Below are 12,533 nucleotides of genomic sequence, written 5' to 3' on the forward strand. Positions count from 1 at the left end.
CACCCTGGCCGTCAACGTCGAGCGGCACGCCGAGGCCGTCCGGACGGCCAGGACCCGGCTGGTGGTCTTCCCCGAGCTCTCGCTGACCGGCTACGACCTGGCGGCCCCCGCCGTCGACCCGGCGGACGACCGCCTCGCCCCGCTGGTCGAGGCCTGCGCCGCCGCCGGTGCCGTCGCCCTGGTCGGCGCGCCGGTCCTGGAGGCGGACGGGAGCGAGTCCATCGCCACCCTGGCCGTGACCGGCGAGGGCGCCGAGGTCGTGTACCGGAAGATGCGCCTGCACGGCCCGGAGTTCGACCGGTTCACCCCGGGCCCGAAGCCCGTCGTCCTGGAACTGGACGGCCTGCGGCTCGGCCTCGCGATCTGCGCGGACGCCGCCGACCCGACGCACGCCGAGGAGACCGCCGCGCTCGGCATCGACGCCTACGTCGCCTCCACGCTGTACGGCCCGGGTGCGGCCCAGGCCGAGCGCCGGGACGGCCACCTGCGGGAGCGGACCACCGCGCACGGGATCTGGGGCATGCTCTCCACCTGCGCAGGGGCCAGCGGCGAGTTCCCGGCGACCTCCGGCGGCTCCGGTCTCTGGTCCCCGGACGGCGAGCCGGTGGCCCGGGCCGGCACCGAACCGGGCGAACTGGTCCGCGGCGAACTCGTCCACACCGAACTCGCCCGCGTCGAGCCCGCCCGCACCGTCCTGGCCCGGCCGTAGCGCGAAGGTCACCGACTCCGGGTGGAAATACCCGGGGCCCGTGCGCGGCTGTCGTGATCGTAGAACCCGGAACCGGGCCGAGCGGGCCCGTACAGGAGGTGCAGCGCGCGATGGCCGATGTGCAGGAGATGGCGCGGGACGACTCGCAGGAGTACCGGATCGAGCACGACTCGATGGGTGAGGTGCGGGTGCCCGCCGCCGCGAAGTGGCAGGCGCAGACGCAGCGGGCGGTGGAGAACTTCCCGGTGTCCGGCCAACGGCTGGAGCGCGCGCACATCGCCGCGCTGGCCCGGATCAAGGCGGCCGCCGCCCGGGTCAACGCCCGCCTCGGGGTCCTGGACGAGGAGACGGCGGAGGCGATCGCGGCGGCGGCCGAGGAGGTCGCGGAGGGCCGCTGGGACGACCAGTTCCCGGTGGACGTGTTCCAGACCGGCTCGGGCACCTCGTCCAACATGAACACCAACGAGGTGATCGCGACCCTGGCCGGTGAGCGACTGGGCCGGCCCGTCCACCCGAACGACCAGGTGAACGCCAGCCAGTCGTCCAACGACGTGTTCCCGTCCTCGATCCACATCGCCGCCACCGCCGCCGTCACGCACGACCTGATCCCGGCGCTGGAGCACCTGGCGGAGGCGCTGGAGCGCAAGGCCGCCGAGTTCGCGCAGGTGGTGAAGTCGGGCCGCACACACCTGATGGACGCCACGCCCGTCACCCTCGGCCAGGAGTTCGGCGGCTACGCGGCGCAGGTGCGGCACGGGCGGGAACGGCTGCTGGCGACGCTCCCCCGGGTCGCCGAACTACCGCTCGGCGGAACGGCGGTGGGCACCGGCATCAACACCCCGCCCGGCTTCCCCGAGGCGGTCATCGCGGAGGTCGCCCGCACCACCGGGCTGCCGCTGACCGAAGCCCGGAACCACTTCGAGGCGCAGGGCGCGCGGGACTCGCTGGTCGAACTGAGCGGCCAGCTGCGCACCGTGGCGGTCGGGTTCACGAAGATCGCGAACGACCTGCGGTGGATGGGGTCCGGTCCGCGCACCGGCCTCGGCGAGATCAACCTGCCGGACCTGCAGCCCGGTTCGTCCATCATGCCGGGCAAGGTGAACCCGGTGCTGCCCGAGGTGGTGCTGATGGTCGCCGCCCAGGTGGTCGGCAATGACGCGACGGTGACGCTGGCCGGCGCGAGCGGCAACTTCGAGCTGAACGTGATGCTCCCGGTGATCGCCCGCAACGTGCTGGAGTCGGTGCGGCTGCTGGCCAACAGCGCCCGACTGCTGGCGGACCGGACGGTGGACGGCGTCACCGCCAACGTCGAGCGGGCCCGCGAGTACGCGGAGTCCTCGCCCTCGGTGGTGACGCCGCTGAACCGGTACATCGGGTACGAGGAGGCGGCGAAGGTCGCCAAGCAGGCGCTGGCGGAGCGGAAGACGATCCGTCAGGTGGTGGTCGAGCGCGGTTACGTCGAGCAGGGCAGGCTCACCGAAGCGCAGCTGGACGAGGCGCTGGACGTGCTGCGGATGACGCACCCGTAGCGCCCCGTACGGCCGACGGACGTACGTCGGCCGTACGTCCGAGGTGCAGCGGACGGGCACCGGGGCGCGGTGGGCACTCAGGCCCTCCGCGCCCCGGCCCCGGGCTGCGGGGAAGCTCAGCCCTTCGCGCGGCCGGCCCGGCCGCGCCGCATCGACGCTCCGTTCGACGTCATGGTGGCCATCGAGATCGCCGCGAGGCCGAGCAGGAACATCACGGCGCCCACGATGACGCATGTCACGATGTTCTTGCCCTGTGCGACGGATCCGGAGACGAGCCAGGGGGAGATGATCGTCCAGGCACCGAGCACGGTGGCCGCCCAGGCCCGCGCGTGGGTGCGTTCGTAGGCCGAACCGTAGCCGGCCATCAGCACCGTGTAGGCCAGGCCCACGATCAGGCAGGTCACGGTCAGGGTGCTGAATGCGGTGAAGCCGACGATCCACGGCGATGCTGCCAGGAAGATGCCGGCCAGTACGGCCAGGGCTTCGATGCCCTGGGCCCGGGGGGTCGAGGTGACCCGCTCGTAGCGTTCTCTCAGTTCGACGATGTCCGGATGGTGCTCCATGCCCGTCGGGATATGGGTTGCCACCGATACCACCTCCTGTGGTCCGGAACCTGGAAGGCGCTTGCCCCGTACCCATTGTGGCGCTTATCCAATGTTTTGCACCTGATTGTCCAGAATCATCGGTAACCTTCCGATCACGCCGGTGACCTGCGTCTCAACACTCCGGAGCCCCATTGCCTATGCAATTCGTTGCATAGCAGGATGCGGGCATGGCACTGGAGCACGCGATCCTCGTCTCGCTGCTGGAGCAGCCCGGTTCCGGCTACGAGCTGGCCCGGCGCTTCGACCGCTCCATCGGGCGTTTCTGGACCGCGACCCACCAGCAGATCTACCGGGTGCTGCGGCGCATGGAGGCGGACGGCTGGATCGCGGCGGAGGAGGTCGCGCAGGACGGCCGCCCGGACAAGAAGGTGTACTCGGCAGCCGGGGCCGGGCGGGCCGCGCTGGCCGACTGGCTGCGGGAACCGGTCGAACCGGAGACCGTGCGGCACGAGCTCGCGGTCAAGATCCGGGCCGCCGCCTTCGATGACCCGGCCGCGCTGATCTCCGAGGTCGAACGGCACCGCGAGGGCCACGCCGCCCTGCTCGCCCGCTACCTGCACGGCGAGCAGCGGGACTTCCCCGACCTCGCCGCGCTCGACACCGCGCAGGAGCTCCAGTACGTGGTCCTGCGCGGCGGCATCGAGTACGAGCGGATGACCCTCGCCTGGCTGGACGAGGTGCTCGCCACCCTGCGCCGGCTCGCGGACGGGGGCGGTGGCGGTGGCGGTGGCGGGGTTCAGGACCCGGAGTTCAGATAACAAAGTTTGAAATCTGTTATCTGTTATCTGTTCTCTGAAATCCGTTCGCTGAACTCTGTCTGCTGAAACCCGCTCACCGTAGCTCCGCCCGCTGAAGCTCGTTCGCCGAAGTCTGTTTCCTCAAATCCGTTCGCTGAGAGCCCCCATACCCTCGACCCCCGGGAGCCCCCGATGCTCTTCAACCCGCGCACCTACGACCCCGCGCAGTTCGACGCGCCGACCCGCCGCCTGCTGCGCGCGACCGTGGACTGGTTCGAGTCCCGCGGCAAGAAGGCGCTCATCGACACCTACGTCGACCGTGCCTGGTACGGCGACTTCCTCGAATTCGCCGCGCGGGAAGGCCTGTTCGCGGAGTTCCTGACCCCGTCCGCGGCCGACCCCGACAAGCGTTGGGACACCGCCCGGATCGCCGAGCTGAACGAGATCCTCGGCTTCTACGGCCTCGGCTACTGGTACACCTGGCAGGTCACCATCCTGGGCCTCGGCCCGGTCTGGCAGAGCGAGAACGAGGCCGTCCGGGCCCGCGCCGCCAGGCTGCTGACCGAGGGCCACGTCATGGCCTTCGGACTGTCCGAGCGCACCCACGGCGCCGACATCTACTCCACGGACCTGATCCTCACCCCGGACGGCGAGGGCGGCTTCACCGCGACCGGCTCCAAGTACTACATCGGCAACGGCAACGTGGCCGGACTGGTCTCGGTCTTCGGCCGCCGCTCGGACGTCGAAGGCCCGGAAGGCTACGTCTTCTTCGCCGCCGACAGCCGCCACGAGGCGTACCACCTGGTCAAGAACGTGGTGAACGCCCAGATGTACGTCAGCGAGTTCCGGCTGGAGGACTACCCGGTGCGCGCCGAGGACGTGCTGCACACCGGGCAGGCCGCCTTCGACGCCGCGCTGAACACCGTCAACGTCGGCAAGTTCAACCTGTGCACCGCCTCCATAGGCATCTGCGAGCACGCGATGTACGAGGCCGTCACGCACGCCCACAACCGGGTGCTGTACGGCAAGCGGGTCACCGACTTCCCGCACGTGCGGCGGGAGTTGACCGACGCGTACGTCCGCCTGGTGGCGATGAAGCTGTTCAGCGCCCGGGCCGTGGACTACTTCCGCACCGCCTCCCCCGAGGACCGCCGATACCTCCTGTTCAACCCGATGACCAAGATGAAGGTCACCACTGAGGGTGAGAAGGTCATCGACCTGATGTGGGACGTCATCGCGGCCAAGGGCTTCGAGGCGGACACCTACTTCGACAAGGCCGCCAAGGACATCCGCGGCCTGCCGAAGCTGGAGGGCACTGTCCACGTCAACCTGGCGCTGATCCTCAAGTTCATGGGCAACTACCTCTTCGAGCCCGCCGACTACGCTCCGGTGCCGACCCGGCTGGACGCCGCCGACGACGCCTTCCTGTTCCACCAGGGCCCGGCCCGTGGCCTGGGCGCGATCCGCTTCCACGACTGGCGCACGGCCTACGACCGGCACGCGCAGCTGCCGAACGTCGCCCGCTTCCGCGAACAGGCCGACGGCTTCTGCGAGTTGCTGCTCAAGCACGCGCCCGGCCGGGAGCAGCAGGCGGACCTGGACTTCCTGCTGGAGATCGGCCAGCTGTTCGCGCTGATCGTCTACGGCCAGCTGGTGCTGGAGCAGGCCGAGTTGACCGGTCTGACCGCGTCCGACGAGGGTGGCGACGTGCTGGACCGGATCTTCGACGCCCTGGTGCGCGACTTCTCCGCGCACGCGACCGAGCTGCACGGCAAGGCCTCCGCCACCGAGGAGCAGGCCGCCTGGGCGCTGGCGAACGTGCGCCGCCCGGTCGCGGACGCCGAGCGCGCGGCGAGGGTGTGGGCCCGGGTCGAGGCGCTCTCGGGCGCGTACGAGATGCGGCCGTAGGCCGTAGGGAACGGCGACACCAGCAGGACCCCGGGGGTGCCGGTCGGCGGACCGGCACCCCCGGACTCGCATGCCCCGGACCCGCACGTTCGGACCCGCACGCCCGGACTCGCCCCCGGATTCGCACGCCCGTAATCGCACGCCGCCCGCCGTCCCGGCCGCCCTGGGGTTGCGCCCCGCCCCGTCCCGTCCCGATCCCGGCCGCGCTCCCGGGCTCGCGGCCCTTCGAGGCGGCCCTACAAGGCGGCCCTACAAGGCGGCCGTGCGAGGCGGCCGTGCGAGGCGGCCGTGCGAGGCGGCCGTGCGAGGCGGCTCGACAAGTCGGCTCCACAAGACCACCAGGCGGACGGGATCCGCGTGCGCCAACCGGCGTACGGTGGAACTCGGAGGCCGTGTCATGCACGTCACCGGAACCCATTTCGCCAACCGCACCGACGCCGGCCGGCGGCTGGCCGCCCGCCTGGGCCACCTGGCCGGCCCCGGCACCGTGGTGGTCGCGCTGCCCAGGGGCGGAGTGCCGGTGGCCGCCGAAGTGGCGAGCGCGCTCGGCGCGCCGCTGGACATCTGTGTGATCCGCAAGCTCGGTGTGCCGTACCAGCCGGAGCTGGGCATGGGGGCGATCGGCGAGGACGACGTCCGGGTGCTGAACGAGCAGGTCATCGGGCTCGCCGGGGTCAGCGACGAACAGTTGGCGGCGGTGGAGCGGCGCGAGCGCGCGGAGCTGGCGCGCCGTGCGCGGCGCTACCGGGGCGACCGTCCGCCCGCAGAGCTGCGCGGGCGCACGGTGGTCGTGGTGGACGACGGCATCGCCACCGGTTCCACCGCCCTGGCCGCCTGCCGGATCGTGCGGGCCCGCGGGGCGGCCCGGGTGGTGCTGGCCGTCCCGGTGGCGCCCCGGGACTGGACGGAGCGGCTGTCCCCGGTCGCCGACGAGCTGGTCTGCGTCGACACGCCGTCGCCGTTCTTCGCGATCGGCGAGTTCTACTCCGACTTCTCGCAGACCGAGGACGAGGAGGTGCTGCGGCTGCTGGCCGAGGCCTGGGGCGAACGGGGTGAACGGGGTGAACGGGGCGAACGGTCGGGGCACGACGCCGAGGTCGACCGCGAGCTGGTGCTGCCCGTGCCCGCCGCCGGGGTCCACCTGGCCGGTCGGCTGACCGTCCCGGCCGGGGCACGCGGGATCGTGGTCTTCGCACACGGCAGCGGCAGCGGACGGCACAGCCCGCGCAACCGGTACGTCGCCGAGCACCTGAACCGGGCCGGTCTCGGCACCCTCCTGTTCGACCTGCTCACCGAGGCCGAGGAACCGGACCGGCGCAAGGTGTTCGACGTACCACTGCTCGGCTCGCGGCTGACCGCCGTCGCCGGGCGGCTGGACAGGCCGGACGGGCTCGACGAGACCCGCGGCCTGCCGCTCGGCCTGTTCGGCGCCAGCACCGGCGCCGCCGCCGCGCTGCACACCGCCGCCGACCTGGGCCCGGTGGTGCGCGCCGTGGTCTCCCGGGGCGGGCGTCCGGACCTCGCCGCTCCCGCGGTACTGGGCCGGGTGAGCGCGCCGACGCTGCTCCTGGTCGGCGGCCTGGACACGACCGTCCTGGACCTCAACCGGCAGGCCGAGGCCCGGCTGCGCTGTGAGAGCGAGCTGGTGGTGGTGCCGCGCGCGAGCCACCTGTTCGAGGAGCCGGGCACGCTGGACCAGGTCGCCGAGCTGGCCGCGGACTGGTTCCTGCGACACCTTCCCCGACCCGAACGCACCGGCGGCACACCCTGATGGTCGGTTGCGCAGAATTCGTGCGACAACCCCCGATGAGCAGCGCATTTTGCGCAGCCGGAGCCGGGATTTCCTGACCAGCTTGTACACATTGAGCAGTGAAAAATCGACCTGTTGCCCAACCACCTCGACAGGAGCAAGCTCTGCGCAACCGCACGGCCCACCCGTTCGCCGTGCGGCCGGGATCCACGTGATCCAGCGGATGCCTCAGAGCCGAGGCCCCAGAGTGGAGGAACGAGCGATGACCCCGCAGTCCCACGCCCTTGAGTTGACCCCCGAGGAGCGAGAGGCCGGTCTCGACACCGACCAGCTGCGCCGCCTCGTCGGCCTCGTCGAGCACGACGCGGCCGCCGACCCGTTCCCGGTCACCGCCCAGGACGCGGTCGTCTTCGTGGTCGGCAACGCCACCCAGACCGCGCAGTTCTACCAGGTCGTGTTCGGCATGGAGCTGGTCGCCTACTCCGGTCCGGAGACCGGCCGCCGCGACCGCAAGTCCTACGTGCTCCGTTCCGGCTCCTGCCGCTTCGTGATCAAGGGCGGCGTCCAGCCCGACAGCCCGCTGCTGGACCACCACCGCCGCCACGGCGACGGCGTGGTCGACCTGGCGCTCGAGGTCCCGGACGTCGACAAGTGCATCGAGCACGCCCGCGCGAGCGGCGCCACCGTACTGGAGGAGCCGAACGACGTCTCGGACGAGAACGGCACCGTGCGCCGCGCGGCCATCGCCACCTACGGCGAGACCCGCCACACCCTGATCGACCGCTCCCGCTACCACGGCCCGTACCTGCCGGGCTACGTCACCGCGAAGAGCTCCGTGACCCACCCGGAGGGCTCGCCCAAGCGCCTGTTCCAGGCCCTCGACCACGCCGTCGGCAACGTCGAGCTGGGCCGGATGGACGAGTGGGTCCAGTTCTACAACCGGGTCATGGGCTTCGTGAACATGGCCGAGTTCGTCGGTGACGACATCGCCACCGAGTACTCCGCGCTGATGTCCAAGGTCGTCGCGAGCGGCAACCACCGGGTGAAGTTCCCGCTCAACGAGCCGGCCATCGCCAAGAAGAAGTCGCAGATCGACGAGTACCTGGAGTTCTACACCGGCCCCGGCTGCCAGCACATGGCGCTCGCCACCAACGACATCCTGACCACCGTGGACGTGCTGCGCGCGCGTGGCGTGGAGTTCCTCAACACCCCGGACGCGTACTACGACGACCCGGAGCTGCGCGAGCGGATCGGCAAGGTGCGCGTACCGATCGAGGAGCTGAAGAAGCGCGGCATCCTGGTCGACCGCGACGAGGACGGCTACCTGCTGCAGATCTTCACCAAGCCGATCGGCGACCGCCCCACCGTCTTCTACGAGTTCATCGAGCGCCACGGTTCGCTGGGTTTCGGCAAGGGCAACTTCAAGGCGCTGTTCGAGTCCATCGAGCGCGAGCAGGACCGTCGCGGCAACCTGTGAGCAGGCGGCCTGCGAGCGGGAGGCCTGCGAGCGGGCAACCCGTGAGCAGGCAACCCGTGAACGGGCAACCTGTGAACGTCGGAGAACTCTGACGAACGGTCGAGGAGGAGCAGGGAGATGGCGTACTACCGGCAGCTGGGCAGCATCCCGCCCAAGCGGCACACCCAGCACCGCACACCCGAAGGCGGGCTGTACTACGAGGAGTTGATGGGCGAGGAGGGCTTCTCCTCCGACTCGTCCCTGCTCTACCACCGGGGCATCCCCTCGGCGGTGGTGAACGCGGTGCCGTGGGAGCTGCCGGACCAGTCCACGGTGCCCAACCATCCCCTGCTCCCCCGCCACCTCAAGCTGCACGAGCTGTTCGCGGACCAGGAGTGGAAGTCCGCGGACGTCGTGAACAGCCGCCGCCTCGTCCTCGGCAACGCCGACGTGCGGATCTCGTACGTGGCCGCCGGGGCCCCGAGCGAGCTGTACCGCAACGGGCTCGGCGACGAGTGCGTGTACGTGGAGTCCGGCGCCGGCACGGTGGAGACGGTCTTCGGCTCGATCGAGGTCGGCCAGGGCGACTACGTGATCATCCCGCGCGCCACCACCCACCGCTGGGTGCCCTCCGGGGACGAGCCGCTGCGCGCGTACTGCATCGAGGCGAACAGCCACATCACCCCGGTCAAGCGCTACCTGTCCAAGTACGGGCAGTTGCTGGAGCACGCGCCGTACTGCGAGCGGGACTTCCGCGGGCCGGTCGGGCCGCTGGTGGTCGACACCCCCGGGGACGTCGACGTGCTGGTCAAGCACCGCGGCCCGAACGGGGTTTCCGGCACCCGCTACACCGTGCCGCACCACCCCTTCGACGTGGTCGGCTGGGACGGCTGCCTGTACCCGTACGCCTTCAACATCAGCGACTTCGAACCGATCACCGGCCGGGTCCACCAGCCGCCGCCGGCCCACCAGGTGTTCGAGGGCAACGGTTTCGTGATCTGCAACTTCGTTCCCCGCAAGGTGGACTACCACCCGCTGTCGATCCCGGTGCCGTACTACCACGCCAACGTGGACAGCGACGAGGTCATGTTCTACTGCGGCGGCGACTACGCGGCCCGCAAGGGCTCGGGCATCGGCCAGGGCTCGATCTCGCTGCACCCGGGCGGTCACACCCACGGGCCGCAGCCGGGCGCGTACGAGCGCAGCATCGGCGTGGAGTTCTTCGACGAGCTGGCGGTCATGGTGGACACCTTCCGCCCGCTGGAGCTCGGCGAGGGCGGGCGGGCCAGCGAGGACGCCAACTACGCCTGGACCTGGTCTGGTCGGGGGCCCGGGCGATGAGCACGCTGCCTCCGGGGGGCGTGATCCCCGAACTGTTCCGCGGGCTCTTCGACGACGCGGCGGTGTTCCCCCCGGGGAACATGCCGGTCGCCGAGGCCGTGCCCGCGCACCGCGCGCACCGCGCGGCCTGGTACGTGGAGGCGGTCGGACCGTTCCTCTGCGGGGCGGGCCGGCTGGGCGAGTTGAACGCCGTGGCGGCGGGTGGCGCGGTGGTGAAGGACGCCGTGTCCGCGGAGGGTGCCGCGGACACGGAGGGTGCGGTGGGGGCGGGCGACGCGCCGCTCAGGATCGGGCTTGTACTGCCGGGGGGCAGTACGGAGCTCGCTTCGGCGCTCGCCGCCGCCGCGCGGTTCGAACTGGCCGGCGTCGAACTGGCCACCCGGGACGCGGCCGAGGCGGTCGCCGAACTGGACCGGCTACTGCCGCCGCACGTCCCGGCCGCCGTCGAGCTGCCGCGCGAACTCCTGCACGGGGACGGGCTGGACGCGGCGCTGGACGTGCTGGTCGACAGCCCCTACCGGGCGAAGTTCCGCACCGGCGGGCTGGTGGCGGAGGCGTTCCCGGACGAGGAGGAGCTGGCCGCCTTCCTCACCGGCTGCGCGCGGCGCGGCCTGCCGTACAAGTGCACGGCCGGGCTGCACAACGCCGTCCGGCACACCGACCCGCGGACCGGCTTCGAGCACCACGGCTTCCTGAACGTGTTGCTGGCCGCGCAGGAGACCGACCCCGCGGCCGCGGTGGCGGTGCTGGCGGAACGCGACGGCGAGGTGCTGGCCGAGGCCGCGCACGCACTGACCGAACGTCAGGTTACGGTGATCCGGAACTCGTTCACCGCGTTCGGCACGTGCAGCATCGCCGAGCCGTTGGGCGACCTGGCCGCGCTCGGCCTGCTGTCGTCGCCCGATCCACTGCCCCAGGAGGACCGTTGAGCACCACCCCCAGCAGCTGGCTCGCCAGCGCGCAGGACTCGCCGTTCGGCGTGCACAACCTGCCGTACGGCGTCTTCACCGCGGCCGACCTCCCCGGGCGGCGCCGGATCGGCGTGCGCGTCGGGGAGTTCGTGCTGGACGCCGGGGCGGCCGCCCGGGCCGCCGGGGCGCCGTCCGTGCTGCTGGACGCGGACTCGCTCAACCCGCTGATGGCGGCTGGCCGTTCGATCTGGACCAGGGTGCGGGCCGACCTCACGACCTGGCTGACCGACGAGTCCTTCCGGGAGGCGGTGTCACCGGCGCTGCTGCCCGTGGACGAGGTCGAGCTGCACCTGCCGTTCGAGGTCGCCGACTACGTCGACTTCTACGCCTCCGAGCACCACGCGACCAACCTCGGCCGGATCTTCCGACCGGGCTCGGAGCCGCTCACACCCAACTGGAAGCACCTGCCGATCGGCTACCACGGGCGGGCGGGCACGGTGGTCGTCTCCGGCACGCCGGTGGTGCGGCCGTTCGGGCAGCGCAAGGCGCCCGCCGACGCCGTGCCGACCTTCGGGCCGAGCCGGCGGCTGGACATCGAGGCCGAGGTCGGTTTCGTCGTCGGCACGCCCTCGCAGCTGGGCCGGCCGGTGGTGCTGGACGACTTCCGCGAGCACGTGTTCGGCGTCTGCCTGCTCAACGACTGGTCGGCGCGCGACATCCAGGCCTGGGAGTACGTGCCGCTCGGCCCGTTCCTCGGCAAGTCTTTCGCCACCTCGGTGTCGCCGTGGATCGTGCCGCTGGAGGCCCTGCAGCACGCCCGGGTCACGCCGCCGGAGCGCGACGTCGAGCCGCTGGCGTACCTGGACGACCGGGGCGGCGAGCCCTGGGGCCTGGACCTGGCGATGGAGGTGCGGCTGAACGGGCACCCGGTCTCGCGGCCGCCGTTCGCCACGATGTACTGGACGGCGCAGCAGCAGCTGGCCCACATGACCGTGAACGGCGCCTCGCTGCGCACCGGCGACCTGTTCGCCTCGGGCACGGTCAGCGGGCCGGAGCCGGAGACCCGCGGCGCGCTGATCGAGCTGACCTGGAACGGCGAGGAGCCGCTGAAGCTGCCGGACGGGACGACCCGGACCTTCCTGGAAGACGGTGACGAGGTCGTCATCACGGCCACGGCTCCGGGGCCGGACGGCGCGGTGGTCGGATTCGGCGAGGTCACGGGGCGGGTGCGGGGCTGACGGCTCGCGGACGACGGATGACGTATGACGAGTAACAGATAACGGATAACAGATAACGGATAACAGCTGACAGATTTCATCATCTGTCAGCTGTCATCCGTTTTTCCACCGCCGCCTACAACCCCGCCCCGCCCGTGGCGTCGACGGTTCGCCCGGTGATCCAGCGCGCGTCGTCCGATGCCAGGAACGCGACGATGTCCGCGATGTCCTCCGGCTGCCCGACCCGGCCGAGCGCGGCGAGCGAGGCCGCGTACGCCTCCGCCTCCGCGTTGCCGCGCAGCCAGGCCGCGTTGACGTCGGTGTCCACGATGCCGGGTGCGACCGAGTTCACCGTGATCTCGCGCGGGCC

General features: G+C 71.4%; 11 protein-coding genes. 9 read left to right on the forward strand and 2 right to left on the reverse strand.

What is annotated here, in order from left to right; translation table 11 throughout:
• Positions 1–709 (forward strand): carbon-nitrogen hydrolase family protein (locus J0670_RS14235; protein WP_207811919.1); only part of this gene is annotated, 709 nt, incomplete at its 5' end.
• A 110-nt stretch (positions 710–819) separates the two neighbouring features.
• Positions 820–2,238, forward strand: coding sequence for an aspartate ammonia-lyase (locus tag J0670_RS14240; RefSeq protein ID WP_243437006.1), 1,419 nt, complete (start codon positions 820–822; stop codon positions 2,236–2,238).
• Between the two features lie 116 nt (positions 2,239–2,354).
• Here the strand turns inward: J0670_RS14240 and J0670_RS14245 are convergent, their stop codons facing one another.
• Positions 2,355–2,801: an SPW repeat protein gene (locus tag J0670_RS14245; protein WP_207811920.1), complete on the reverse strand. Its 447-nt coding sequence runs from the start codon at positions 2,799–2,801 to the stop codon at positions 2,355–2,357.
• A 209-nt stretch (positions 2,802–3,010) separates the two neighbouring features.
• Between J0670_RS14245 and J0670_RS14250 the strand changes: the two genes are divergently transcribed.
• From J0670_RS14250 to fahA, 7 genes are all read left to right on the forward strand, one after another.
• Positions 3,011–3,601, forward strand: a complete 591-nt coding sequence (locus J0670_RS14250) for a PadR family transcriptional regulator (protein WP_207811921.1) — start codon at positions 3,011–3,013, stop codon at positions 3,599–3,601.
• Between the two features lie 171 nt (positions 3,602–3,772).
• Entirely contained in the window at positions 3,773–5,488 is a 1,716-nt protein-coding gene (locus J0670_RS14255) for an acyl-CoA dehydrogenase family protein (RefSeq protein ID WP_207811922.1), read from the forward strand.
• Between the two features lie 397 nt (positions 5,489–5,885).
• Complete coding sequence (locus J0670_RS14260; RefSeq protein ID WP_207811923.1) at positions 5,886–7,259, forward strand: phosphoribosyltransferase family protein; 1,374 nt, start codon at positions 5,886–5,888, stop codon at positions 7,257–7,259.
• Positions 7,260–7,500: 241 nt separating this feature from the next.
• Entirely contained in the window at positions 7,501–8,715 is a 1,215-nt protein-coding gene (hppD, locus tag J0670_RS14265) for a 4-hydroxyphenylpyruvate dioxygenase (RefSeq protein WP_207811924.1), read from the forward strand.
• Between the two features lie 117 nt (positions 8,716–8,832).
• Positions 8,833–10,035, forward strand: coding sequence for a homogentisate 1,2-dioxygenase (locus J0670_RS14270; RefSeq protein WP_207811925.1), 1,203 nt, complete (start codon positions 8,833–8,835; stop codon positions 10,033–10,035).
• Positions 10,032–10,964: a hypothetical protein gene (locus J0670_RS14275; RefSeq protein WP_207811926.1), complete on the forward strand. Its 933-nt coding sequence runs from the start codon at positions 10,032–10,034 to the stop codon at positions 10,962–10,964. The genes J0670_RS14270 and J0670_RS14275 overlap by 4 nt, the downstream gene beginning before the upstream one ends.
• Positions 10,961–12,184 (forward strand): fumarylacetoacetase, encoded by a 1,224-nt coding sequence (fahA, locus tag J0670_RS14280; RefSeq protein ID WP_207811927.1) that lies wholly within the window; start codon positions 10,961–10,963, stop codon positions 12,182–12,184. The genes J0670_RS14275 and fahA overlap by 4 nt, the downstream gene beginning before the upstream one ends.
• Before the next feature lie 115 nt (positions 12,185–12,299).
• Here fahA and J0670_RS14285 read toward each other — a convergent pair.
• Positions 12,300–12,533: SDR family oxidoreductase (locus J0670_RS14285; protein ID WP_207811928.1), on the reverse strand; the 234-nt coding region annotated here is incomplete at its 5' end.

It is taken from the genome of Streptomyces sp. FH025 (assembly GCF_017427025.1).
Taxonomy (GTDB): Bacteria; Actinomycetota; Actinomycetes; order Streptomycetales; family Streptomycetaceae; genus Kitasatospora.